This is a genomic window from Rhodococcus sp. TAF43, assembly GCF_052113525.1.
Lineage (GTDB): Bacteria > Actinomycetota > Actinomycetes > Mycobacteriales > Mycobacteriaceae > Prescottella.
The window spans coordinates 22358-46296 of record NZ_JBFRDL010000044.1; the positions used below are offsets into that span (position 1 = coordinate 22358).

The window sequence follows — 23939 nt, forward strand, 5'->3', positions numbered from 1 at the left end:
CTACCTCGATTCGGATGGAGTCGGAGCCGGGAGCGCGTCCGCGCTCTCGGCGGTGATCGTCTTGAGGGCCGTCGCAGGGTCGGCCGCGAGATCGGCGGGGATGTGGGCACCCTTCGCTAGGGCGCCCCGCACGGCCATGAAGTCGAGCGGGTTGTTGACGCAGTCGGCCGCGATGAGGCGTCCGCCGCGGTAGTACAGAACCGTGTACTTGCCTTTCGCCTCGTCCCTGCGCACGACCGTGGTGTCGTATCCGGTCGACAGGCCCGCGATCTGCAGCTTCAGATCGCCCTGGTTCGACCAGAACCACGGAATGCTGGTGTATTCGGTGCGGCGCCCGGTGAGCGAGTAGGCGGCGATCTTGGCGTGTTCGATGGCGTTGTTGACGCTCTCGACCCGGATCCGGTCGCCCGGGTCGGCGCCGGGCACGGGGTTGGGCATGTTTGCGCAGTCACCCACGGCGACCGTGGTGCCGTCGGAGGCCAGCGCGTACTCGTCGACGCGGACGCCGTCGTTGCAGACGAGTCCCATCGACTGCGCCAGTTCGACATTGGGCACGACGCCGATGCCGACGAGCACGATCTGCGCGGGCAGGACGCGTCCGTCGGTCAACTCGACGCCCGTCACCGCGCCGTCCGCTTCCACGATCCGGGAAACCTTGGCGTCCAACTCGATTCGCATTCCGCGTGTGCGGTGTGCCTCGAGGAGATACTCCGACGTCTCCGGCCCGACGGCCCGGCCGACCAGGCGCGGCCCGGCCTCGAGCACCGTAGCGCTCTTGCCCATCTTCAGGGCGCTCGCGGCCGCCTCGATCCCGATGAACCCGCCGCCGACGACAACGATGTCGGTGGCGTCCGGCATGCGCCGGCGCAACTCGAGGGCGTCGTCGGCATTGCGCAGGTACAGCACCCCGTCCAGGTGGTGGCCCGGTACGTCGATCGTTCGCGCGCGGGCACCGACGGTCAGCGCCAGACGATCGAAGGGGAACCTCGTGCCGGACGCCGCGACGGCGACGCCCGACCCGTCGGGCCCGCGCTCGACGCTGGTGATGCGCTCACCCTTGACCAGCGAAATGCGGTGCTCGTCCCAGTATTCCGCGCTGCGGAAGATCAGCGATTCGGCGGAAACCAGACCCTGCAGGAACTCCTTGGACAGTGCCGGCCGCTGGTAGGGGCGGTGGTTTTCGTCGCCCAGCAGGGTGATCGGCGGGGCGTACCCGAGGGCGCGGAGCGAGCCGGCCAGCTGGACGCCGGCCTGGCTCGACCCGATGACGAGTAGCCCGCTGCCGGCGGCGGAGTCGTCGGAAACCATTGTCACACCTGCGTTTCCGGGGTGCGCACGTGCAGATTCATGCCGTCCGTGAGTTTGACCTGGCAGGACAGGCGGGAGTTGTCCTGGCGGTCCACCGCCGTGCCGTAGAGCATCTCGTCTTCCATGTCGTCCATCGCCGACAGGTCTTCGAACTGGTCCGGCCGGACGAAGACATGGCACGTCGCGCAGGACAGCGAGCCTCCGCACTCGGCGATGATGCCGGCGACGCCGTTGCGCATCGCGACCTCCATGACGGAATCGCCGACACTGCCTTCGACGACGCGGGAGTTGCCGTCGTGATCGGTGTAGGTGACTGTGGGCATTGCTGCGCCTCCTAGATGAACTGTCGGCCGCCGTCGACGACGAGTGTCTGGCCGGTGATGTACTTGCTGTCCGGACCGGCCAGGAACAGTGCGGCTCCGACGATGTCGTCGGGCTGACTGGCCCGCTTGATCGCGCCGCGGTCGACACCGTAGGTCTCGGCCTGTTCCATCAGGCCGTAACTGGCCTCGGTGAGGGTGAAGCCGGGAGCGATCGCGTTGACGGTGATCGACCGCGAACCCAACTCCTTGGCCATGACCCGGGTCAGAGCGACCACGCCACCCTTCGATGCGACGTAGTGCATCCAATTCGCCGATCCGCTGAGAATCGTTGCGGAGGAGAGGTTCACGACAGATCCGCCCTCTGCCAGGTGCGGGCTGCAGGCCCGCGCACACATCCATGGCCCCTTCAGGTTCACCGCCATGACGCGATCCCATTCGCCCGGGTCGATCTCCTCGAAAGCTGACCGGGTCACGCCGGCGTAGATCGCGGCGTTGTTGACGAGGACGTCGATGTGGCCGCCCCCGAACTCGGCGACCGCGGTCGCCATCGCGTCGGTGGATTCCACCGAGGTCACGTCCACCGCCGTCGACAGCGCCTCGGCCCCGCGCTCGCGGAGCTGTCTCGCCGTCTCCTCGGCGCCCTCGGCGTCGATGTCGGCGACGGCCACCCGGTAGCCGCGGTCGGCGAATCCTTCCGCGAATGCGCGGCCGAGTCCTCCTGCGCCACCGGTGATCAGAACGGTTCGCATGTCACTCGCCCACGATCGTGACGACACCCTTGGTGCCGTCGACGTGCAGGCGTTGCCCGGTCTTGATCTGCGTCGACGCGGACCCGGTGCCGGTCACGGCCGGCAGACCGTACTCGCGGCACACGATCGCGGCGTGGCTCATCATGCCGCCGATGTCGGTCACCGTCGCCTTGATCTTCCCGAAGATCGGGCCCCAGGACGGAGCGGTGACCGGGGCGACGAGAATCTCGCCGTCCTGGACGAGAGCCAGTTCGTCTGAACTGGTGATCACGCGGGCGATGCCTTCCACGACACCCGGCGACGCGGCCATGCCACGGAGATTGTCGCCGGACTGGTCGTCGTCGTTGAGCCACTGCTGGACCTGCTCGGTGGTGATGCCGTAGAGCATGCTCGTGAACGGCTCGGTGATGAACTCCGGGGGCGTGTTGAGCGCCGGCTCGGGGCGGCGGGACTTCAGCGCGTCGACGATGCCTCGACGGCGTTCGATCTCGGCGGGCCAGTAGTGCGGTCCGGTCGGCTCGGCGCCGACGGCCCATGCGGTGGCGAGGTCGAACAGGGCTTCGCGCACCTCGCCGCGCTTGAGGTAGAGCAGGTCGTCCTGCTCGGGCCAGAACCCTTCCTCATGCAGCATGCGGGAGAGCTCGCGGACCTTGCGCCAGAAGACGCCCATCGTCCAGTGCTCGATGTAGAAGTTGTGGTTCTCGACGTACGGGTAGGCGGTGCGGGCCAGTCCGAGCTTGGCGTCGAACGACTCTCGCGTGTCGTCGTCGAGCAGGTCGCGGTACTCCTCGGCGATCCGGTCGCGCTCGGCGGCCAGTTCGGCGACCGGGCGCATGATGTCTTGCCCCTCGCCGAGGCGCCGGATGTAGTCGGCGATGTAGCCGAGCGGCAGTTCCTGGTGCTCGATCCAGTACTTGTCGTGGCCGTAGAAGCCGTTGCCGACGGTGAAGTTGAACCACGGATCCTGGGCGCCTTCGTACTGGGTGATCCACCGGGCGCCGTTCTCCGCCGCCGCGATCCGGGCCAGGGTGCCGTCCGGGTCGTCCGTGTTGTCGAACAGCCCGGTCAGCCCGAGCTCGACGGCCAGCTTCGCGAGGCCCTTGAGTTCGTCGTCGGGCCGGAACAGCTCCATGTCGACGCCCTGGACCATCGTCGCGATCGACTGGTCGGGGATGTTCGGGAACACCTCCTTACAGAAGCCGAAGAAGTCGAGGTACGCGATGTACCCGAGGTTGAGGAACTCGAAGTGGTACTGCCAGTTCTGGTAGCAGAGCTGGATCAGCCGGTCGTAGTTCTCGAGCAGAACCTCGGTGCCGTCCATGGCCTTCCCCGAGCGGATGTCCTCGATCGACACCATGTCGGGCAGCTTCGCGAACGACAGCGCGTTCATCTCGTCGATCGTCTGGCGGACCTTCTTGTGCCACTGCTCGAGCAGTGGCTCCCAGTTCTGGTAGTAGTACGCCGCGCGCTCCTCGAACTGCGGTGCGCGGGTGTCGAACTCCTCCTCGGGAGCGGGGATCGGCGACATGTACAGATAGCCGAGGTGCATCTTGAACTCGATGCCGTTGGAGTTCGGGATGAGCAGGTGCCGGGTGTTGTACTGGCCCAGGCACTTGACGGCGAATTCACCGCCGATGGTCTCGAAGGGCTTGAAGACCGTGGGCCAGTGCTGGCTGTCGCAGAACCAGAACTTGGCGTCGTCGACCTCCTTGCGGTTCGGCTGGAAGACCATGTTGTACGGGTAGAGCTCCTCCCACCCCTCGGCGCCCGCGGGCGTCTCGAGGTCGAAGGGGCTCGGAAAGGACTTCATCGTCATAGGAGTTCCTCTGGAAGGAAAGCGGTGCGGGGCGGGTGCTGGATCTGTACGCGGAGTGCGCGGTCGGATCAGGCGGAGCGCGGCTTGGTCATTGCTCGGCTGATCGAGCTCATGTCGAAGCTCCGTCGAGCAGGCTTGGTGGTCTCGGTTGCCTTGTCCTGAGCGGGTTTTGCAGACCACACGGTTTCGGGGCGGGACTGCAGCAGCAGGAGGTTCTCGCCGTCCGGGAGGTCGGCGTCGAGTGCCCACTCGATGTCCTGCGGGCATCCGTAGTGCTTCTCGGCGCGTTTGGCGATCGCGGCGACGGCCTTCAGTTCCTCGTCGCTCAGGCTCCGGCAGGCGCGGCGGTCGGCGTCGACCTCACGCTCGACGAGGCGGTGGGAGACGGGATCGGGAACCAGTTCGGCGTGTTTGTCGCCGATCGTCTCGGACACCACGGTCAGCATCACCTTGTCGAGCACGATGTTGTCCGGGGTGACCTGACCGGAGACCACCATCTCGCCGACACCGTACGACGCGTCGACGGTGATCTTCGAGCGGTCCCCGTTGGTGGGGTCCATCGTCATCGCGACGCCGGCGACCCTGGCACTGACCATCTTCTGGACCGCCACGGCCATCGAGAGTCCAGCGTCGGGGATGTTGTTCTTCAGCCGGTACGTGATCGCGCGACTGGTGTAGAGCGATGCCCAGCAGTGCCGGATGTGCTCGAGTACCTCGTCGACCCCGTTGAGCCACAGGTAGGTGTCCTGCTGGCCGGCGAAGCTGGCGTCGGGCAGATCCTCCGCGGTCGCCGACGACCGCACAGCCACCGGCACGGGGTGCTCGAATCGTGACTGCAGGCGCTCGTATGCGTCGATCGTCAAGCGCCGCAGCGGCTCCGGGACCGGGCGCGAGGTGATCGCGTCCCTGATCCGGATGGAGATATCATCCACGCGGGTGACGTCCTCGGGATCGAGGCCGGCGAGCAGCTCACGGATCTCGTCGGCGATTCCGGCCGTCGCGATGAAATCGTCGTACAGCGTCGTGGTGAGTGCGAAGCCGGGTGGCACCGGCATGCCGGCCGCCGTCAGCGACACCAGCGACGCGCACTTGCCGCCCAACTGATCGTGCTGCGGTTCCCGCGGGCTGTCGAAGAACTGGATGTACCGTGCCGACGCGGTCTCGGTGGTGCCGTCGGTGTCGGCCCCGCTCTCGCCGAGTGCGTCCCACCGTACCGGTACCGACGTCGGGGCCCGGAACGACAGGTTCTCGCCGAACGTGATCGCGTCGGGATCTACGAGTTCGAGGAACGGCGCTGTTTTCAGTACCTCCTCGACGACGACGCGGGTCTGGAGCTTGGCGAGCATGTTGCCCAGGCAGTAGTGCAGGCCGAAGCCGAAGGCGAGGTGCTCGCGCGCATTGTCCCGAGTGATGTCGAACGTCTCGGGATCGGCGAAGTACGACTCGTCCCTGTTGGCGGAGCCCATCACGAGCAGGACGTTCGCCCCGGCGGGAATGGCCGTTTCGCCGATCATCGTGTCCTCGAGTGCCTTTCGGCGCCACGCGACGATCGAGGGGGAGAAGCGCAGCACCTCCTCGACGGCCTTCGGGATCTTCTTCGGATCGTCCCGTAGCGCCGCCCACTGCTCCCTGTGGGCCAGGAGCAGTCGCAGCGTATTGGAGATCAGTGTCGTGGTCGTCTCGTGCCCGGCGAACAGCAGGCTGTAGCAGACCGACGCGATCTCGTGGTCGGTGATCTCGGTGCCCTCTTGCTGGGCGCGCACCAGGTCGGCGACGAGGTTGTCCCCACCGTGCTCGTGGGCGTGGGCGACCAGTCGCCGGCACTCCTGCCAATACTCGACCAGGTTGTGCGCGTGCGGAATCTGCTGCTCGTCGCTCAGATTGCCCCACGTCATCGCGGCGCGGGAGTCGGACCAGCGCTTGTACTGGTCGACCTGGCTCGTGTCGGCGCCGATCAGTGTCAGGATCGTCACGGTCGGCACGTCGTAGGCGAGGTCGCGCAGCAGGTCACCGCGGCGGTCCTCGTGCGCGAGCAGGGCCCGCAGTTGCTGATCGACATTCGCGCGGACGAACGGCTCGAGTGCCTTGTAGCGGCGTGGAGTGAACGCCTTCGAGGTCGCCTTGCGGATGCGGGTGTGCTCCGGCGGCCTCCGGGCGGACAGTCCGGAGTAGGCGGTGAACCCGCCGTCGTTCATGATCTGCTTGGCCTGCGGCCCCCGTTCACGCACCGGTGCCTGGGCGTTCTCGCTGCTGAAGACCTCCCAGTTGTCGAAGACGGCCTTGATGTCCTCGTAGCGGGTGACCACCCAGCAGTCGATCCGCTCGTCGAACATGACGGGTTCCGCCGAGCGGAGTCGGGCGTAGGCCGAGAACGGATCGTTCATGTCGAACGGTTCGTAGCCATGGTGGGCGACGGGGCAACCACCCGTGGAGACGGTGTCGGTCGTCTTCTGTGTCGGCGCGGACATGTTCACTCCTGGAATCGGGGTGTCGGGTGCTCGTAGAGCGCGGTGTCTGAGGTATTCGTTGCGGCGGAAGACAGTTCGCGAAGCTGCGGTGACACGTCGGTCGACGCGATCGCGGCGAACGCGCGAGCCATCACTCGGGCCGGTTCGGTGCACAGGTGGGCGTGGGTTCGGGACCCCACGAGTCGGAGCGTCTCGGACTGGGCGAGCCCGAACCATCGGCCGACGGTGGCCAGTCCGTGCGGTGTGATCCGCCAGAGCTTGTCGGCATCCTTGACGACCGCGTCGCTGGGGCTTGTGGCCTCGCGGCGGCTGTCGTGACCGTCGATGATTGCGGCGATCTCGTCGATGTCGGTGTCGGGTGTGCCGAGGTCGCCGAGGATCGACCGCGCGATCGCGGCGCCCTCGATCTCGTGGACGCGGACCAGTTCCGGGTGCCGCGGCCGTGGCGCGATCGCCTCCAGCACCAGTTCCTCCGGGACCGTCGACCACCCGACGTCGTGGAGCAGGATCGCCGGCAGCACGATCTCGGGCCGCGCCCCCGGTACCTGGTCGAGTAGCGCGCGGGCGATGCCGAAGGCATACAGGGTGTGGGCGTCGTTGTCCCGTACCCGTAGGTACGGAGCAGCGCGCCGCCAGATGCGATCCTGAGGCGGGTCCATGTCGATCAGGTGCGGAACGTCACCGGTCGCCGGAACGAGAGCCCGGATGTCCCTGCCGAGGAGGCCGGTGTCGTCAGCGTCGCCTCGGTGCCGTGTGGTGGCGGTCTCCATGTCGTCCTCCTTATGACGTGGACCACTCTTGCTTCCGCCCGCGACGCAGCCAAGCAGGATCTTCCGATGAACGGAATCAACCGAGCCAGAAGGTTCGTATTGCCTGTTCAACGGGCTGCGGCAAAGCCTTGAAGACCTTCTCCAGCCGCGCGCCGGTGCCGCGGAGTGGGGGAAGGAAGCGCGCAATGTCGGCCGATCGGCTGCTCGGGAGCACGATTCCGATCGCTGCGACGACTTCGTCGTTCGGCGCGCGGACCGGTATCGCCACCGAACAGGACCCGAGGGCCATCTCCTCCTGGGTCCTCGCGTAGCCCTGTTCACGGATGGTGTCGAGTTCGCGCGCGAGCCGCGCCGGTTCGGTGATCGTGAATCTCGAGCGACGCTCGAGAGTGTGGGCCAGGTACGTCTCCCTGAACCACGGGTCCTGGTATGCCAGGAGCACCTTGCCGACAGCGGTCGGGTGCAGGGGGAGTCGGCTGCCGACGCGCGCCAGTCGGGGGACGCGTCTGCTTCCGTAGATGCGATCGACGTAGATCACTTCGGTACCGCGGCGCACCACGAAGTGAACGGTCTCGTGGGTGAGATCGAAGAGGTCCTGGAGCGGCGGATGGACGATGTCGCGGAGCCGGAGCCCGGCGTTCTGACCGATTTCCCACAGCCGGATGCCGATCTGGTAGCGGCCGTCGGGTCCGCGCAGCAGTGCGCCCCACTGCTCGAGTTCGCCGACCAGGCGATGAACCGTCGTCAGCGGCATGCTCGTCGCGGCCGCGATGGTGCTCAACGCGTGTGGGCCAGGATCCTCCCCGAATACCTCCAGGATTGCGAGCACGCGCGATGCTGTGGTTCGGCCGGCTTCCCGGGGAGTACCTGCCATGTCGAACCGCCTTCCGACTCTAGGGCCCCCTCGTCCCCAGATCCTGCTCCATCGGGCCGATCGTCACTACATCGCCGGGGTGGAGATCGGTGAGCTCGTTACCCTGGCCGACTCGCATCCTGCCGCTGACGACGTACGCGTGGACGAGGGTTCCGGCGGAGTCGGGTGGCCGAACGGGCGAGCCTGACCCGGTTCCGCCGCGTCGAGTCGGTTCCTCCAGCGACCCATCATCGCAAACTGCAGCCACGGTGCTTCCAGCGTCGATCCCGGCGACGCCACGAACGTCATCCGGGCGGCATCGTGCAGGTGACAGTAATCACACTGGCCGGAAAGCCGGACGGCTGGTGTCGACTACCTCGATGCGCCGCCGGTCCTCCGCTCCATCGGAGGGCATGGGACGCTCGGAGCCTGGTGATCCCGCGTCAGAACGGGGTGGACGTCATAGTGACGATGACAGCGGAGACGGTGGCCGCTGCCATCGCGCCGAGCACTACCAGTCCTGCAGCAGCGGTGAGTTGGTTCCATCCGGCGACCATGAGCACGAGCGCGACGACGGCGACGAGTGCATCGAGCACGACCGAGATGATCACGGCGGCGTCGATGTCGGTGAGCGCCCTCGCCAGCGCTGTCATGGCGATGCCTTGGATGACGAACCCGACCCCTATGGTCGCGAGTACTGCGGTCGCGATACCGGTACCTGCCGCGAATCCGTTGGCCAGGAGTGCCAGGGGGAGGATGCCGTAGAGGATCCGAGCGATTCCGACACCGCTGATCGTCCATCGGGTGACTGTCTGACGGGTCTGGTCATGGGTGGCCGGCAAATGGGCCTGGTCGGGAGTTGCCACATTTATGGGCATAGTGGCGTATGTCACAATTCTCACCTCGAGTGTAGTGGGTCACTTATGGACGCGATTTCGCGGCCTGGGGACCGCCATTGGTAATGGTTGACGACTGCGGTGCAAGCGACCGGATCGGATTCGAGTTTGGCGGTAGCGGTCGGTGTCCGACGTGAGGTGCACCAGCGAGATCCATCCGGAAGCATTGGCCAGTAAGGGTTTTCATCGGCTCCCATCGCGACTCCCTAAGCGCTTCAGGGTAGATGTGGGTCCATGATCGTCCCGAAAGCGGATGTAATTCGGATTCGTGCTCGAAGGCCCAGAACCAGAACATCACTCATTGCCGAATTCGACCTCGTGCAAACAGACGAAATCGGCGATAATCGAAGAACCCCGTGCTGTGCACCCGACCTCCACAAGGGGTGGTCGATGATCAGAGTCGATGAATTCTCCCGCCTTGTGTCCGCCATCTACGCGACGGCCCTCGCTCCCGAACAGTGGAATTCGGTACTCCGCGGTCTCGTACGCGCCTTCGACGGTCACGGTTCCGGCCTGCTGACGTCGTCGAGGAGCAAGCGACGAGCCGACTGGCAGGTCGGTGGTGAGCCTTCCGCACAAGCCGCCTACAACGAGTACTACGGTCGACTCGACTATGTGGCAGAAGTCGTGGAAAGCGCTCCGATCGGCATCATTCACACCGGCACCGAGTTGATCTACCCCCACGTGAACACGGAGTTCTACGCCGACTGGTGCCGCCCCAATCATTTCGAGGACGGCCTGTTCGTCCGACTGACCAGCGGTAGCAACACCGCGTGGCTGGGAGTTGCCGCCGAGCGTGGCCCGGAACCGTTCGGAACCACCGATCGGCTTTCGTCGTTCCGACAGTTGATTCCGCACCTACAACAGGCAATTCACACCCAAGCGAGACTCGCGGACCTTGCGCAGAGTGAACGCGACCTGTCCGCGGCGCTCGAGCAGGTGTCGCGCGGCATCGTGATCATTGGACCGGACACACGGATTCTGCACCTCAACACCGCAGCCGAGAGAATCTTCGTTTCCGGCGACGGCCTTCACCTCGATCGGCAGGGATCTATTTCAGCGTCCCTCACGCGTTCTGATCGAGAACTCCGCTCTCTCATGTACCGCGCGCTGAACGCACACGGCGACGGTGTTTCCTCCGGAGGCTCAGTCTCCTGCCCCCGCCCGTCCGGACGATGCGAATATGCAGTTCACGTGGTCCCTCTCAGTGCGGAGACCGTCGAGGAAACCATCGGACTGGACGCATCGAAGGCCACCGCACTCGTGGTGATCGACGACCCCGATCGCGTACCCAAATTGGACACCGCCATGTTGCGCCGGCTGTACGCGCTCACCAGCACGGAGGCGGAGGTTGCGCTGCGGGTCGCTCAGGGCGATGGGTTGAGGCCGATCGCCGAGGAACTCTCCGTCTCGACCACCACGGTCAGAACCCATCTTCAGCACATCTTCGAGAAGACCACCACGCACCGCCAGGCCGAACTCGTCCGACTCCTTCTGTCCATCGGCCCGGCAGGCAACCCCGGGCCATAGCTTCGAACAGTGCCGGCCGCATACCGGGATTTCTGTGACTCGCTTCCGGATGAGCTTGGGCGAGCGCTTGTGTGAGGTAGTCGATAGGGCCCTGCCGTCAGGACACGGGAGCAGATCCTGCAGGTGTTCGCGGATGTGGCCCTGCACGCACGATTCTCGCGGATCGACAACTACGGGCAGTATCGGGGGATGCCGCTCAGTCGGTGTTTCGGGAAGGTGCGCTGACAGCGTCGGAAGGCGGGGCTGCGATGGGTTCGGAGTCGATTCCGGCGAGGAGACCACGACGAATCGTGTCGTCCGACGCGCAGGAGATCTTGAATTGGTACCGCGATGCGCTCGCAGGCGGATGGGCCGTAACGTCGAATCTGCAGTGCCAGTGCCAGTAGGAGTGCGTGACATCGATGAGTCGAGGCCGGCACCCGGGGCGACGCACTGACGGATGTACCGGAAGGTGTCTCGTATGGGGGCGCCGCGGGAGGCCCCGAAAACGTAAGACGGGCAGTGGGATTCGGTGGAATCCCACCGCCCGTGCGGCGTGATCAGAGGGGGAGGTCGTCGACGGCGGTCGGCGCGTCGGCGACCCAGCCGGGCTCCATGACCAGGAGGGAGAGCTCGGTGATCCCCCGGCGCTCGCCCGGGACGTCGACGTCGACGACGTACCGGAACCCGGCGTCCTCCGCGAACGCGATCGCGGCCAGGTCGCCGGCCGGGACCGGCAGCACGATGCGTCGGCAGGCCGGGTTCTCTCGAAGGACCCGCTCCCCGAGCCCGCGCAGGGTCTCGGCGTCGCGCGGGCCACGGATGTCGAGCTCCAGGTCGGCGATGCCGGCCGGGTACGCGTTGCCGAGCGGCCCGCGCACGGCGTACCGCGCGCGGACCTCGACCGGAGCGTCACCGTCGTTGACGCCGTACGTGAGCGGCCAGCCCGGCGTGCTCATCGGCTCAGCGAGCCGTGGCCGTCGGCGGCCAGCTTGCGCAGCGAGACCTTGTCGAGCTTTCCGGATCCGTTGCGCGGCAGCGAGTCCAGCACCAGCAGCTCCTTGGGGAGCTTGTACCGCGCGAGGCGCTCGCTGGTGAACTCGCGGATCTCCTCGAGCGTCGGATCGGTGTCGGTCGACACGACGAGGACCGCGACGACGATCTCGCCCCACTTGGGGTCCGGGGCGCCGACGACGGCCGCGTCGGTCACGCCCGGGTACTCGACGAGCACCCGTTCGACCTCGGCCGGGTAGACGTTCTCGCCGCCCGTGATGACCATGTCCTTGATCCGGTCGACGATGTAGAGGAATCCCTCCTCGTCGAGGCAGCCGAGGTCACCCGAGTGGAACCAGTTCTCGGCATCGAACGCCGCGTCCGTGGCCTTCTGGTTGGCCCAGTAGCCCGGGGTGACGTTCGGTCCGCGCACGCAGATCTCGCCGGCCGCGTTGGGCTCGGTGAGCGTTGCACCGGTCACCGGATCGACGATCTTGATCTCCGTGAACGGCATCGGCAGACCCGCCGACGACGCCCGCTCGAGCGTGCGCTCGGGCGGCAGTGACGTCGCGAACGGCGCCGTCTCGGTCAGGCCCCACGCCTGCTGCAGCGCGACACCGTGGTGGCCGTATTCCTTGACCAGGCTGGGCGGCACCGGCGCGCCGGCAACGATCGCCGAGCGCAGGTGCGAGAGGTCCGCGTCCGCGAAGTGCGGCAACTGGGCGATCGCCGAGAACATGGCCGGCACCGCGAAGATCGTGTTGATCTTGTACTCCACCAGGTCGGCGAGCGTGCGGGCCGGGTCGAACGTGCGGCGCACCAGCGTCGCACCGCCGCGGGCGAGGCTGCGCAGCGTGAACGAGTTGAGGCACCCGATGTGGAACAGCGGCGCCACCGCGAGGTTCACGTCGCGGCGGTTGGTGTCCACCACGGAGTCCACGTTGAACGAGTTCCACCAGATGTTGCCGTGCGTGAGCATGACGCCCTTGGGGCGGCCGGTCGTACCCGACGTGTACATCAGCGCGGCCAGGTCGTCCGCGAAGCGGGGGAGCGGGGTGAGTTCCACCTCGAGTGCCGCGCCCCGTGCAAGTGCGGCTGTCAGCTTCTCCCAGCGCTCGGACGGCTCGTCGGTCAGCGGCACCGCGTCGTCGTTGTCGACCGCGATGAGCCGCGGCGGAAGCACCGCCGGGTCGATCTCGTCGACCAGCGGCATGTGGCCGGGCTCGACGACCAGCACGCGCGGTCCGAAATCGCCCAGCTGGTAGGCGATTTCGGCGGAAGCGAGCCGGAAGTTGACCGGCACGAAGACCGCGCCAACCCACGCCGACGCGAGGTAGCTCACGAGGAAGGTCGGGCTGTTGAGGCCGAGGTAGCCCACCCGGTCGCCCTTGCGGACGCCCGTCGCGTGCAGCGCCAGCGCCGCCGAGTGCACGCGCGCGGTGAGCTCGCGGTAGTTCAGCTCCTGGCCCTCGTAGATGAGGGCGGTGTTGGCGCCGTGCAGTCGGCCCAGCGACTGCAGTGCGCGGGCGGGGCTGATGTTCACAGGGGTCTTGTCGGTGCTCACAGATCGTCTCCGCCCGCTGCGGTGCGGAATCCGCGAGCGGCGATGCCGCCGTCGACGGGAATGATCGCACCGGTGATGTTGGAACTGTTGGCCGCGGAGGCCAGCAGCACGTACGGCGCCGTGAAATCGGCAGGTTCGACACTCGCGTCGTGCAGCGGCAGGAGCGGGTTGTCACCCGTCGTGGTGCCGCGCGCGAACGACGCCTCGATGGAACGGTCGGCCAGTCCGATCGACTCGGGGCCGCGCAGGTCGGTGCGCATGCCGCCGGCAGCGACACCGTTGACGCGAACCTTGGGAGCCAGCTCGTACGCCAGTTCGAGCACGAGTCCGCGGCAGGCGTGCTTGCTCGCGGTGTACAGCGGTCCGCCTCCGTTCGGATAGAAGGCCGAGTTCGACAGCGTCATCACGACGCTGCCGCGGGTCTTGACCAGCTCACGCCACCCCGCCTCGACGGCCAGCAGATAGCCCTTGACGTTGATGGCGAACAGCTCGTCGAATGCCGCGGACAACGCGTCGCCGTCCAGCCGGGTGATGCTGCGCTGGTAGTCCCAGATACCCGCGTTCGGCACCAGGGTGTCGAGTTTACCGAAGCGCGCGACGGCCTCGGTGACCGCGCGATGCTGGTCGGTGGTGGACCGGACGTCGGCCTCGACGGTGTGCACCCGGTCGGCGAGATCGCCGACCGACTCGATCAGGTCGTCCAGCTTGGCGGTGTCACGGTCGGCGACCACGACGGAGGCACCCTCGGCGAGGAAGCGCTCGGCGATCGCCCGGCCCAGCCCGGAGCCTCCGCCGGTGATGAGGGCGACGTTGCCCTCGAGCCACCCGGTCATGCGTCCCCCGAACAGTCCGCCAGGAAGTCGGCCACGAGCCGCTCGAACTCCTTCTGACGCTCGACCTGGACCCAGTGGCCGCACTTGCTGAACGCGTGCAACTGCACGTCGGGGATCTGCTTGAGCATCAGCTGCGAGCCCTCGAACGTGATGGTGCGGTCCTCGGTGCCCCACAGCAGCAGCGTCGGAGCCTTGATCTTGTGGGCGTTGCGCCACAGCGGATCCATGCCGTGGCGGCGGGCGAACGCGGCGTTGTAGCGGTGGTAGAACTCGATGTGGCTCTCGTCGAGCGACGCCTCGTAGCGGGCCTCGATGTTCGCGTCGTCGAACTGCTTGGGATCGGCGACCATCGTGCGGACGAAGTCCTTCATCTTCTTCACGCTCGGGCCGCCGCCGTTGTAGTAGCGGAACATGGCCTTCTGGCCCTCGGTCGGCGTCGGGCCGAACGGCAGCCAGCCGCCGCCCRGCGCCATCAGCACCAGACGGGTCACCCGCTCGGGGACGGCGAGCGCGAGCGCGATCGCGGCGGCGCCGCCGAGGCTGTTGCCCATGAGATGGAACTTCTCGATGCCCATCGCATCGAGGGTCTGGATCAGTGCGTCGACGGTGATCTGCGTGATGCTGCGCTCGTGCAGGTCCTCGTCGGTGGGGCGGTAGCTGCCGCCGAAGCCCGGCTGGTCCGGCAGGACAACGCGGAAGTGCGGCGTCAGTGCCGGCAGGTTCTGGCTGTAGTTGGCGATCGCCGACGCGCCCGGGCCGCCGCCGTGCAGCATCACCAGGACGGGGCCACTGCCGGCCTCGCTCACCTTGATGGTGCCCAGCGAGGTTTCGACCTCGCGGGTGCTCAGGGCTGTCTCCGCCGCTGCATTCGTTGTCACTGTTTCACGCGCTCCTGTGTCTGGGAAGAGTCGGTGTCGGGAGGGGATCGTCGCCGTGGCGCGATCAGAAGAAGGTGCTGATGTTCTTGGCCAGCAACACGTTCTGGTCGAGCAGGATCGTGCGGCGGGCGACGAGCAGCGAGCCGGGAGGGCCGTCGGGGTTCTCGCGGAGGATGTCCTCGCGTCCGCCCGAGTAGATGTCGACCTCGCGTTCGAGACGGTTGCGGTAGACGAGGAAGTTCGAGCGGACGTGCCATTGGCCGATCTCGCGCTCGTCCTCGTCGGCGTGGCGGACCACGACGTTGCTCACCAGGTGCCGGGTGCGCGACGGCGGATCCTCCGCCCACGCCATGCCGGAGTCGAAGCGGCGGATGCGCCACGCCAGGCTGGCGCGGGTCTCGTCGAAGAATGCGGCCTCACCGCGCGCGGCGACCGCGAGCGACTGCTGGCGCCGCAGGCGGTTGGTGCGGGTGGGAGCCCAGTAGTGCAGGTCCTCCGCCAGCAGGTCGAGCCAGTCGGTGAACCGGCCGTCGTCGATCAGCTCTGCTTCGTGGAAGTACAGCTGCTGCACCCGGAAGTGGGTGTCGGCGTCGGCGGTGGGGCGCTGCGTGGTCGGCTGGGTGGTGTCGGTTGCCATGAGTCAGTCATCCTTTGGCGAGCTTGCGCAGGTTCACGGTCGGGTCGGCCAGCGCGGCCGGATCGACGGGAAGTGCGCGGTCGATGATGATGCGCGCGGCCCGCACGGCGGGGCCGCCGTCGATGAACGCGGCGCCGACCAGGGTGTTGCCCCGGACCCGGAACGCCATCTGCGGTCGGGTGGCGTCGTCGGGGTGCGGCCGGATCACGGTCTCGCCCTCGGCGGTCATCGATCCGACGCCCTGCACGTGGATGCCGTGCCGGTCGGACCAGAACCACCCCGCGCACTCGGGCTCGGGGTCTTCTCCCAGGACGCGGGCGGCCACCGCGCGTCCGTTGAGTTGCGCTGCCTCCCAGTGCTCCTCGCGACGATGGAGTGTGCCGTCGGCATCGCGTCGGCGTGCCACGTCACCAGCGGCGTACACCGCGGGATGGCTCGTCCGCAGGTTCTCGTCCACCAGGACACCGCCGTCGACGTCGAGGCCCGCGGTTTCCGCGAGTTCGGTCGACGGGATCGAGCCGATGCCCACCAGGACCGCGTCGGCGGGGAGTTCGTCGCCGGTCGTGAGGACGACGACCACGCTGTCGTCGTCAGTCGAGCGGATCTCGGCGACGCCCGCCGCGTGCACGTCGATGCCGTTGGCGGCGTGCTGGTCGTGGAGGTAGCGCGCGAGCTCCGGGCCCACGGCGGGGGCGATGGGGGGATCGATCGGATCGACCAGGGTGACGGACGCTCCGAGCTGCAGTGCGGCGGAAGCGGTCTCGGCACCGATCAGGCCCGCGCCGATCACCACCAGGCGAGCGCCGGGTACCAGGCGGGCCTTGAGTGCGCGGGCATCGTCGATGGTGCGCAGCAGGTGGACCTGCGGCAGGCCACCGCCGGGCACCGGCAACGGACGCGCGCCGGCGCCGGTGGTCAGGATCGTCACGTCGGCGTCCAGACGAGTGCCGTCCGCCAGTTCGACCACACCCTCGTCGGGCTTCAGTGCCGTCACGGCGACGCCGGTGCGCAGCGTGACCCTCTGTGCGAGATACCAATCCGGCTTGGCGAGAGCGAGATCTGCCTCGTCGGCGGTACCGAACATGAACGCCTTGCTCAGCGGCGGACGGTCGTACGGCGCGGGTCCGCCGTCGACGAGGGTGATCTCACCCTCGAAGCCGCGGGCCCGCAGTTCGCCGGCGGCGCTGACTCCCGCCAGACCGCCGCCGACCACGACGACTGCGGAGGGGGTACTCACTGCGCCTCTGCGTTCTGGCCGGGGTAGAGCCAGATCTCGTCGTCGGTGACCTCGACCTTGTGGGCCGCGACGTCCTCGGTGGCCGGCATCGAGAGCACCGAGCCGGTGCGCAGGCAGAACTTGCCCGAGTGCAGCGGGCATTCCACCTGGCCGCCCTCGATCCAGCCGTCGGCGAGCGACGCCTCGCCGTGGGTGCAGCGGTCGTTCAGGGCGAAGTACTCGCCGTCGTCGTGGAAGACGGCGATCGGCTCGCCGGTGCCGGTCTGCTCGGCGTCGACGACCAGCGCCTCGCCGTCCTCGATGTCGCCGACCGCGCCGACCTTGATCCTGGTGATGGTCTCGCTCACTTCGCGCCCTTTTCGTGCCATGCCGGTGTGTTCATCAGTTCTGCCCAGCGTCGGTAGAAACCGCGGCCGGCGGCGTCGCTGTACAGCTCGCTCGTCTTGCCGGGGTAGACGCCGTCCTCGCGCTCGCTGCCCAGGCCCATCTGGTAGTTGAGCGGCACACTGTTGGTGATGAAGCCGCCCGCGATGGCCTGGCACTCGCTCCAGTTCTCTCCGTCGTCCTGCTCGAAGATGCCGCTGGGACCGAACGTGCGCAGGTTGTACAGGCGCTGGGCCTCACGTACTTCCTCGGGCATGGACTTGTCGACGATCGTCCACGCCCAGACCTCCATCTTGTCCGGGCCCTTCGGGTGCCAGACGCGGATGCTGCCGTTGACCGGCAGGTACGAGAAGTTCGGGAAGACGGTCGCGTGGCCCGTGGTCATCGGGCCCTCGACGCGCTCGTCGCCGAGGCGCTCACGCAGCGCGTCGTAGTCGTAGTACTCGTGCACCGGCTGAGCGTCGAAGCGGCTGCGCGGATGCGTCGGGAACCCGGCGCCGTGCCCCATCGGATCGCTGAACTGGCGGCCCGGCGTGTTGACGATCTCGGCCTTCGGCCCACGGCCGGTGGGGGAGAGCACCATCAGCGCCGACGCGTGCGACATGTTGACGTGGTACCAGTCGGTGGCGAACTGCTCGGCCGCCAGCTTCCAGTTGCCGTCCAGCACCCACTTGTGGATACCGCCCACGGCGACCGTGCCCTCGGGATCGCGGTCGAGCATCGCGTCCATGTAGTAGGTCATCCCGCCGAGTGCTTCCTTCAGCGGCGGTGCGTCGGGGTTCCACGTCGCGAAGACCAGGCCGTGGTACGTGTCGAGCTGTGCGACCTCGACCAGGCCCCAGTCCTTCTTGTCGAAGCTCTCCGGGTAGCCCGCCTCGTTGGGGACGCTGACCAGCTTGCCGGCGGTGTCGAAGCTCCAGCCGTGGTACGTGCACGTGAAGTTCTTGGTGGCGCCGAAGTCGGCGCGGCACACGCGGGCGCCGCGGTGGCGGCAGGAGTTGAGGAACGCGCGGATCTTGCGGTCCTTGCCCATCGACACGATCACCGGATCCTCACCCATGAAGGTGGTGAGGACGTCGCCCGGCTTGGCGAACTGCGACGTGTGGCCCAGGAACAGCCAGCTGGGCGCGAAGATGCGGCGCAGCTCCTGCTGGTAGATCGCGTGGTCGGTGAAGACCGCACGGTCGACGTAGCCGTTGTCGCCGTCCACCATCGTGGACACGTCCACGAACTTGGTGAGGGCGGCCGGCCTCTGGATCGAACCCTGGGGAACGGCGTTGCCGTCGGAGGTACACATAGGTCGTCTTCCTTCGAGCTAGACGATGCGGACGGTGACGTCGGGCAGGCCCGGCGAGGTGACACCGAAGGTGGAGCCGGCGGCCAGCGGGACCGCGGCGTGGACGGCGCCGGCCAGGACGAGGTCCCCCGCGCGCAGGTGATCGCCGTACTGCGCGAGCGAATCTGCCAGCCAGACAATGGCGTTGAGCGGGTGATCGAGCACCGCGGACCCGGGCCCCTCGCCGACGGTCTCGCCGTCGCGGGTGAGCGTGAGGATCCGTTCCGGGAGCGTGTCGAGGAGTTCCCGGGTGGCGGGAACACCCGGACCCGCGACCAGACGGGCGCTCGACGCGTTGTCGGCGACGGTGTCGACGAGGCCGATCTTCCAGTCGGCGATGCGGCTGTCGATGAGTTCGAGGCTGAGCATCACCTCGCCGACCGCATCGCGCACCTGCTCGAACGTGAATGCGGACTCGCCGGGCACCAGGTCGCTCGCGAGGCGGAACGTGAACTCCGCCTCGGCGCGCGCGGCCACGAGGTCGTCCAGGGCCTGCTCGCCCTCGTGCGGGACCACCATCGTGTCGAGGATCGCGCCGAAGTCGGGCTGGTCGACACCGAGTTGGCGCTGCATCGCGAGCGACGTCAGCCCGATCTTGCGGCCGACGACCCGTTCGCCGGCCTCGACCCGACGCGCGATGTTGCGGCGCTGGATCTCGTACGCGTCGGCCACGGTGAGGTCCGGGTGGGACGAGGTCGGTTGCGCGATCGGCCGCCGAGTGCGCTCCGCCTCGGCAAGCTCGGCGGCGAGCGAGGGGACTGCCGCATGCAGCGCGCCCCTGGTGTCAGTTGGCATGCGTACAGGAGACCGTCGGGGCGACACCGAGTGCCAGCGGTCGTGCCGAGGTACGGCACGGTCTCTCGCGCGAGGGCCCGGCGGGCGTCGACCATGGGTATCCGAACACGTATTTCACGACCGCTGCACCCGGCGGTTGTGTCCGACAGCACAGGAGAATCCATGCTCGCAGCCGTCGCCGTCGCCCAGAACGCGGACGATCCGCTGAGCGGTCTCGAACTCCGCGAGGTTCCCGACCCGGTCGTTCCGGACGGTTGGGCCAAGGTCGCGGTGCGGTCGTCCGCGCTCAACATGCACGACGTGTGGACGCTGCGCGGCGTCGGGCACCCGGCCGATCGGATCCCGATGATCCTGGGCTGCGACGCGGCCGGTGTGGACGAGGACGGCAACGAGGTGATCGTCTACCCGGTGATCGCCGACGCCGACGGTGGTGGCGGCGACGAGACGCTCGACCCCGGCCGTGCGCTGCTGTCCGAGCAGCACGACGGTGCGTTCGCCGAGTACCTCGTGGTGCCCCGGCGCAACCTGATCCCCAAGCCCGAGTGGCTGTCGTTCGACGAGGCGGCGTGCCTGCCGGTCGCGTGGACCACCGCGTACCGGATGCTGTTCACGCAGGCGCAGATCAAGGCCGGCGACCGCGTCCTGGTGCAGGGTGCCGGCGGTGGCGTCGCGACCGCCGCGATCAGTCTGGCGGCCGCCGCGGGCGCCAAGGTATACGCCGCGAGTCGCAGTGCCGAGAAGCGTGCGAGCGCGCTCGAGCTCGGCGCGCACACCGCGATCGAGGCCGGCGCCCGGCTGCCCGAGAAGGTCGACGTGGTGATCGAGACCGTCGGCGAGGCCACGTGGGCGCACTCGATGCGCGCGCTACGTCCCGGGGGCACCATCGTCATCGCGGGTGCGACGTCCGGCTCCAACCCGTCGGCCGACCTCACCCGCATCTTCTACCTCCAGCAGCGCATCCTCGGGTCCACCGGTTGCACCCGGGCGGAGCTGGTGTCGATGCTGCGGATGATGGACGCCACCGGACTGCGACCCAAGATCGACCGCGTGATTCCGTTGCAGGACATCCACTCCGGGTTCCAGGCCATGATCGACGGCGACGTCAACGGCAAGGTCGTGGTGAAGGTCTCGTGAGCATCTGGATCGGCGATCCCACCATCGAGATCGCGAACGAGAAGGGCGTCGACACCCTCAACCGCAACCTCGGCATCGAGCTGACGGAACTGACYGAGAACTCGCTCGAGGGCCGGATGCCGGTCGACGAGCGCACCAAGCAGCCCGCGGGYGTGCTGCACGGTGGCGCCTCGGTCGCGCTCGCCGAGACCCTCGCCAGCTGGGCGTCGATCTTCGCGGTGGATCGCAGCAAGTTCCATTGCGTCGGTATGGAGATCAACGCCAACCACGTCCGACCCGTGAGCTCGGGCTGGGTGCACGGCAAGGCGACGCCGCTGGCATTGGGCCGCAAGACGCACGTGTGGGAGATCAAGATCGTGAACGACGAGGGCAAGCTCGTGTGCATCTCGCGATGCACGATGGCCGTCCTGGAGACGCCGTCGCAGTACTGAATTCGTTCGCTGGAGGTGGCGCCSGAGCACTCGCTCCCGCGCCACCCTTGAGTGCTGGCACTCTCATGTATAGAGTGCTAGTCGACACTGAGCGAGTCCCGGCACCCGCGACGACGGGGCGCGTGAAGAGTCACTGTGGTGACTGAATTGATGGTGGTCCGAGGAACAGCCTCGGGCCCGACAAACCCCTGAAAGTGGAGGGCTCATCGTGGCGAGCGTGAACATCAAGCCGCTCGAGGACAAGATCCTCGTCCAGGCCAACGAGGCCGAGACGACGACTGCCTCCGGCCTGGTCATCCCCGACACGGCGAAGGAGAAGCCCCAGGAGGGCACCGTCGTCGCTGTTGGTCCCGGCCGCTGGGACGAGGATGGCGAGAAGCGCATCCCCCTGGACGTCCAGGAAGGCGACACCGTCATCTACAGCAAGTACGGCGGAACCGAGATCAAGTACGCCGGCCAGGAGTACCTGATCCTGTCGGCTCGCGACGTTCTGGCTGTCGTCGCGAAGTAAGCCTTACGCCTCCCGCCCCGGAGTTCCGCATCGGACCCGGGGCGGAGTGCGTTCCGGCCGACACCCTGACATCCGTTCCGGGACGAAAACCCTGAGCCAGGAGTAGCTGAATCAATGTCCAAGCAAATTGAGTTCAACGAGAAGGCCCGGCGCGCGCTCGAGCGTGGCGTCGACCAGCTCGCCGACGCCGTCAAGGTCACCCTCGGCCCGCGCGGTCGGCACGTCGTGCTCGCCAAGGCATTCGGCGGCCCCACCGTCACCAACGACGGTGTGAGCATCGCCCGCGAGATCGAGCTCGAGGACCCGTTCGAGAACCTCGGCGCACAGCTCGTCAAGAGCGTCGCCACCAAGACCAACGACGTCGCGGGCGACGGCACCACCACCGCCACCGTTCTCGCGCAGGCGCTGGTGAAGGCCGGCCTGAAGAACGTTGCCGCGGGAGCCAACCCGATCGGCCTCGGCATCGGCATCAGCAAGGCCGCCGACGCCGTGTCGGAGGCGCTGCTCGCGGCCGCCACCCCGGTCGAGGGCAAGGAGGCCATCGCACAGGTCGCCACCGTGTCGTCGCGTGACGCGGAGATCGGCGAGCTGGTCGGCGAGGCCATGACCCGAGTCGGCGTCGACGGTGTCGTCACGGTCGAGGAGTCCTCGACCCTGCACACCGAGCTCGCCGTCACCGAGGGCGTCCAGTTCGACAAGGGCTACCTGTCGCCGTACTTCGTCACCGACATCGACGCCCAGCGCGCCGTTCTCGAGGACGCGCTGGTGCTGATGTACCGCGACAAGATCACCTCGCTGCCGGACTTCCTGCCGCTGCTCGAGAAGATCGCCGAGTCCGGCAAGCCGGTCCTCATCATCGCCGAGGACATCGAGGGCGAGGTGCTCTCCACGCTCGTCGTCAACGCGATCCGCAAGACGCTCAAGGCCGTCGCCGTCAAGGCGCCGTTCTTCGGTGACCGTCRCAAGGCCTTCCTCGAGGACCTCGCCGTCGTCACCGCCGGCACCGTGATCAACACGGACATGGGCATCACGCTCAAGGAAGCCGGTCTCGACCTGCTCGGCACGGCACGCCGCGTCGTCGTCACCAAGGACGAGACCACTATCGTCGACGGTGCCGGCACCGAGGCCGACATCGCCACCCGCGTCGCGCAGCTCAAGCGCGAGATCGAGAACACCGACTCCGACTGGGACCGCGAGAAGCTCGAAGAGCGCCTCGCGAAGCTGGCCGGCGGCGTCGCCGTCATCAAGGTCGGCGCAGCCACCGAGACGGACCTCAAGGAGCGCAAGTTCCGCGTCGAGGATGCCGTCAACGCTGCCAAGGCTGCGGTCGAGGAGGGCATCGTCCCCGGTGGCGGCTCCGCCATCGTGCAGGCCGGTCAGGTCCTCACCGACCTGGCTGCGTCGCTCTCGGGTGACGAGGCCACCGGTGTCGAGGTCGTGCRCACCGCGCTGCGCGCTCCGCTGTTCTGGATCGCCACCAACGCAGGCGTCGACGGTTCCGTCGTGGTCAGCAAGGTGTCCGAGGCGCCCAAGGGCCACGGCTTCAACGCCGCGACCCTCACCTACGGCGACCTGCTCGCCGACGGTGTCGTCGACCCGGTCAAGGTGACGCGTTCGGCTGTCGTCAACGCGGCATCCGTCGCGCGCATGGTGCTCACCACCGAGAGCGCCGTCGTCGAGAAGCCCACCGAGGAAGCAGCGGACGCCGGCCACGGCCACGCTCACTGATCTCCTCGGCACCAGCTGAGACGAAAGACCCCCGGACGGTTTCGTCCGGGGGTCTTCGGCTTTCGGGGACCCGCATCGGATCAGGTGAGCGGGATGGACGCGAACATGTCGCCCGTCGGGGACGTCGACCCGCCGGGCGGTTCCACCGTGAAACCGAGCTGGGTGGCACCGTCGATGCCCTCGAGCACCGCGGTCGTGGTGGGGGACACCTGGTCGGGGCCCATCGTGCCGGCCGGCACCGGCTCGTCGCCACGTACCAGCCACATCTGGTAGACGGTGTCCGACTTCGGCGGCGTGACACCGTTCATCACCAGCATCGCCGCGTTCGCGTCCTTCGAGTACATCGTGGTGGCCGTGCCGCCACCCGGAATCTCGGCTGTCACCGAGTGCATGTCGGGTGCGTCGAGGATCTGCGCGGTGACCGACGGTGTCGGCGGGGTCTCCGTGATCTGGTGACCGATGACCACGCCGCCGGCGAGCAGTGCCACCGCAGCGGCAACGGACGCGATCGCGATCCGCCATCGGCGCCCGGGCGTCCGACGGGCCGCGAGTTCGTCGCCCGTGACCTGACGGATCAGATTGTGGCGCAGGGATGCCGGCGGCGTGACTGCGACGAGGGAGCTGGCGGCGGCCATCGTCTCGCGGGCCAGCCGGACCGCGGCGTCGAACTCGGCGCGAGTCGCCTCGTCCGCCTCCGCCAGTCGTGCGTCGAGGTCGCGTCGCTCGGAGTCGTCGAGGGCGTGCAGCGCACAGGCGTGCGCCCATTCGATCAGATCGTCGTCCATC

23 protein-coding genes and 1 pseudogene are annotated in these 23939 nt (G+C 67.7%); 5 read left to right on the plus strand and 19 right to left on the minus strand.

Translation table 11 applies throughout. The annotated features are described in order from the left end of the window. From AB4Z09_RS21905 to AB4Z09_RS21945, 9 genes and pseudogenes are all read right to left on the minus strand, one after another. Entirely contained in the window at window positions 1–1308 is a 1308-nt protein-coding gene (locus AB4Z09_RS21905) for an NAD(P)/FAD-dependent oxidoreductase (protein ID WP_114718904.1), read from the minus strand. Window positions 1309–1310: 2 nt separating this feature from the next. Further along, window positions 1311–1631 carry a 2Fe-2S iron-sulfur cluster-binding protein gene (locus AB4Z09_RS21910; RefSeq protein ID WP_114718905.1) on the minus strand — a complete coding sequence of 107 codons (321 nt, stop codon included), beginning with the start codon at window positions 1629–1631 and terminating at the stop codon, window positions 1311–1313. An 11-nt stretch (window positions 1632–1642) separates the two neighbouring features. Continuing rightward, entirely contained in the window at window positions 1643–2380 is a 738-nt protein-coding gene (locus AB4Z09_RS21915; protein ID WP_114718906.1) for an SDR family NAD(P)-dependent oxidoreductase, read from the minus strand. A gap of 1 nt (window position 2381) precedes the next feature. Further along, entirely contained in the window at window positions 2382–4196 is a 1815-nt protein-coding gene (locus AB4Z09_RS21920; protein ID WP_114718907.1) for a PEP-utilizing enzyme, read from the minus strand. Between the two features lie 68 nt (window positions 4197–4264). Then, window positions 4265–5338, minus strand: a complete 1074-nt coding sequence (locus AB4Z09_RS21925) for a PEP/pyruvate-binding domain-containing protein (RefSeq protein ID WP_114719001.1) — start codon at window positions 5336–5338, stop codon at window positions 4265–4267. Between the two features lie 57 nt (window positions 5339–5395). Then, window positions 5396–6664 (minus strand): annotated as a pseudogene (locus AB4Z09_RS21930) (cytochrome P450); the annotation flags it as partial. A gap of 2 nt (window positions 6665–6666) precedes the next feature. Continuing rightward, window positions 6667–7434, minus strand: a complete 768-nt coding sequence (locus AB4Z09_RS21935; protein ID WP_114718908.1) for an HD domain-containing protein — start codon at window positions 7432–7434, stop codon at window positions 6667–6669. A 76-nt stretch (window positions 7435–7510) separates the two neighbouring features. Beyond that, window positions 7511–8263, minus strand: a complete 753-nt coding sequence (locus AB4Z09_RS21940; RefSeq protein ID WP_254622615.1) for an IclR family transcriptional regulator — start codon at window positions 8261–8263, stop codon at window positions 7511–7513. A gap of 467 nt (window positions 8264–8730) precedes the next feature. Beyond that, on the minus strand, window positions 8731–9153 hold the full coding sequence (locus AB4Z09_RS21945) for a hypothetical protein (protein WP_174912246.1): 423 nt from the start codon (window positions 9151–9153) through the stop codon (window positions 8731–8733). A 264-nt stretch (window positions 9154–9417) separates the two neighbouring features. Here AB4Z09_RS21945 and AB4Z09_RS21950 point away from each other — a divergent pair, with 264 nt between their 5' ends. Next, the gene (locus tag AB4Z09_RS21950; RefSeq protein ID WP_114718911.1) at window positions 9418–10713 is read left to right on the plus strand and encodes a helix-turn-helix transcriptional regulator; all 1296 of its coding nucleotides are present in this window, start codon (window positions 9418–9420) and stop codon (window positions 10711–10713) included. Window positions 10714–11252: 539 nt separating this feature from the next. Here the strand turns inward: AB4Z09_RS21950 and AB4Z09_RS21955 are convergent. The 9 genes from AB4Z09_RS21955 to AB4Z09_RS21995 all read right to left on the minus strand — a co-directional run bounded on the left by AB4Z09_RS21955 (window position 11253) and on the right by AB4Z09_RS21995 (window position 19349). Further along, window positions 11253–11651: a hypothetical protein gene (locus tag AB4Z09_RS21955; RefSeq protein ID WP_174912243.1), complete on the minus strand. Its 399-nt coding sequence runs from the start codon at window positions 11649–11651 to the stop codon at window positions 11253–11255. Beyond that, window positions 11648–13249: an acyl-CoA synthetase gene (locus AB4Z09_RS21960; protein WP_174912240.1), complete on the minus strand. Its 1602-nt coding sequence runs from the start codon at window positions 13247–13249 to the stop codon at window positions 11648–11650. Before AB4Z09_RS21960 ends, AB4Z09_RS21955 begins: the two co-directional genes overlap by 4 nt. Continuing rightward, window positions 13246–14082 (minus strand): 3-(cis-5,6-dihydroxycyclohexa-1,3-dien-1-yl)propanoate dehydrogenase, encoded by an 837-nt coding sequence (gene hcaB, locus AB4Z09_RS21965; RefSeq protein WP_114718914.1) that lies wholly within the window; start codon window positions 14080–14082, stop codon window positions 13246–13248. Before hcaB ends, AB4Z09_RS21960 begins: the two co-directional genes overlap by 4 nt. After that, entirely contained in the window at window positions 14079–14960 is an 882-nt protein-coding gene (locus AB4Z09_RS21970) for an alpha/beta fold hydrolase (protein ID WP_442240659.1), read from the minus strand. Before AB4Z09_RS21970 ends, hcaB begins: the two co-directional genes overlap by 4 nt. A gap of 64 nt (window positions 14961–15024) precedes the next feature. Next, window positions 15025–15597: an aromatic-ring-hydroxylating dioxygenase subunit beta gene (locus AB4Z09_RS21975; protein WP_114718916.1), complete on the minus strand. Its 573-nt coding sequence runs from the start codon at window positions 15595–15597 to the stop codon at window positions 15025–15027. Between the two features lie 7 nt (window positions 15598–15604). Continuing rightward, window positions 15605–16834 (minus strand): NAD(P)/FAD-dependent oxidoreductase, encoded by a 1230-nt coding sequence (locus AB4Z09_RS21980; protein WP_174912234.1) that lies wholly within the window; start codon window positions 16832–16834, stop codon window positions 15605–15607. Then, entirely contained in the window at window positions 16831–17181 is a 351-nt protein-coding gene (locus tag AB4Z09_RS21985) for a bifunctional 3-phenylpropionate/cinnamic acid dioxygenase ferredoxin subunit (protein WP_174912232.1), read from the minus strand. Before AB4Z09_RS21985 ends, AB4Z09_RS21980 begins: the two co-directional genes overlap by 4 nt. Beyond that, window positions 17178–18515, minus strand: coding sequence for an aromatic ring-hydroxylating dioxygenase subunit alpha (locus tag AB4Z09_RS21990; protein WP_442240660.1), 1338 nt, complete (start codon window positions 18513–18515; stop codon window positions 17178–17180). Before AB4Z09_RS21990 ends, AB4Z09_RS21985 begins: the two co-directional genes overlap by 4 nt. An 18-nt stretch (window positions 18516–18533) precedes the next feature. Further along, on the minus strand, window positions 18534–19349 hold the full coding sequence (locus tag AB4Z09_RS21995; RefSeq protein WP_174912229.1) for a 2-keto-4-pentenoate hydratase: 816 nt from the start codon (window positions 19347–19349) through the stop codon (window positions 18534–18536). A 162-nt stretch (window positions 19350–19511) separates the two neighbouring features. On the opposite strand from AB4Z09_RS21995, the gene AB4Z09_RS22000 reads away from it, so the two are divergent. The 4 genes from AB4Z09_RS22000 to groL all read left to right on the plus strand — a co-directional run bounded on the left by AB4Z09_RS22000 (window position 19512) and on the right by groL (window position 23153). Then, the gene (locus AB4Z09_RS22000) at window positions 19512–20483 is read left to right on the plus strand and encodes a zinc-binding dehydrogenase (RefSeq protein WP_114718921.1); all 972 of its coding nucleotides are present in this window, start codon (window positions 19512–19514) and stop codon (window positions 20481–20483) included. After that, entirely contained in the window at window positions 20480–20914 is a 435-nt protein-coding gene (locus tag AB4Z09_RS22005; protein WP_114718922.1) for a PaaI family thioesterase, read from the plus strand. Before AB4Z09_RS22000 ends, AB4Z09_RS22005 begins: the two co-directional genes overlap by 4 nt. A 208-nt stretch (window positions 20915–21122) precedes the next feature. Further along, window positions 21123–21425, plus strand: a complete 303-nt coding sequence (groES, locus tag AB4Z09_RS22010) for a co-chaperone GroES (protein ID WP_005518479.1) — start codon at window positions 21123–21125, stop codon at window positions 21423–21425. A 114-nt stretch (window positions 21426–21539) separates the two neighbouring features. Further along, a complete protein-coding gene (gene groL / locus AB4Z09_RS22015) occupies window positions 21540–23153 on the plus strand; it encodes a chaperonin GroEL (protein WP_442240661.1) in 1614 nt (537 codons plus the stop codon). A gap of 80 nt (window positions 23154–23233) precedes the next feature. Here the strand turns inward: groL and AB4Z09_RS22020 are convergent, their stop codons facing one another. After that, window positions 23234–23938, minus strand: coding sequence for an anti-sigma factor (locus AB4Z09_RS22020; protein WP_114718924.1), 705 nt, complete (start codon window positions 23936–23938; stop codon window positions 23234–23236). Window position 23939 lies beyond the last annotated feature (1 nt).

Excerpts from the sequence above, each read along its gene's own strand:
- AB4Z09_RS21905 (WP_114718904.1), bottom strand. The coding sequence starts at position 1,308 with ATGGTTTCCGACGACTCCGCCGCCGGCAGCGGGCTACTCGTCATCGGG.
- AB4Z09_RS21910 (WP_114718905.1), bottom strand. The coding sequence starts at position 1,631 with ATGCCCACAGTCACCTACACCGATCACGACGGCAACTCCCGCGTCGTC.
- AB4Z09_RS21915 (WP_114718906.1), bottom strand. The coding sequence starts at position 2,380 with ATGCGAACCGTTCTGATCACCGGTGGCGCAGGAGGACTCGGCCGCGCA.
- AB4Z09_RS21920 (WP_114718907.1), bottom strand. The coding sequence starts at position 4,196 with ATGACGATGAAGTCCTTTCCGAGCCCCTTCGACCTCGAGACGCCCGCG.
- AB4Z09_RS21935 (WP_114718908.1), bottom strand. The coding sequence starts at position 7,434 with ATGGAGACCGCCACCACACGGCACCGAGGCGACGCTGACGACACCGGC.
- AB4Z09_RS21950 (WP_114718911.1), top strand. The coding sequence starts at position 9,418 with ATGATCGTCCCGAAAGCGGATGTAATTCGGATTCGTGCTCGAAGGCCC.
- AB4Z09_RS21955 (WP_174912243.1), bottom strand. The coding sequence starts at position 11,651 with ATGAGCACGCCGGGCTGGCCGCTCACGTACGGCGTCAACGACGGTGAC.
- hcaB (WP_114718914.1), bottom strand. The coding sequence starts at position 14,082 with ATGACCGGGTGGCTCGAGGGCAACGTCGCCCTCATCACCGGCGGAGGC.
- AB4Z09_RS21975 (WP_114718916.1), bottom strand. The coding sequence starts at position 15,597 with ATGGCAACCGACACCACCCAGCCGACCACGCAGCGCCCCACCGCCGAC.
- AB4Z09_RS21990 (WP_442240660.1), bottom strand. The coding sequence starts at position 18,515 with ATGTGTACCTCCGACGGCAACGCCGTTCCCCAGGGTTCGATCCAGAGG.
- AB4Z09_RS21995 (WP_174912229.1), bottom strand. The coding sequence starts at position 19,349 with ATGCCAACTGACACCAGGGGCGCGCTGCATGCGGCAGTCCCCTCGCTC.
- AB4Z09_RS22000 (WP_114718921.1), top strand. The coding sequence starts at position 19,512 with ATGCTCGCAGCCGTCGCCGTCGCCCAGAACGCGGACGATCCGCTGAGC.
- AB4Z09_RS22020 (WP_114718924.1), bottom strand. The coding sequence starts at position 23,938 with ATGGACGACGATCTGATCGAATGGGCGCACGCCTGTGCGCTGCACGCC.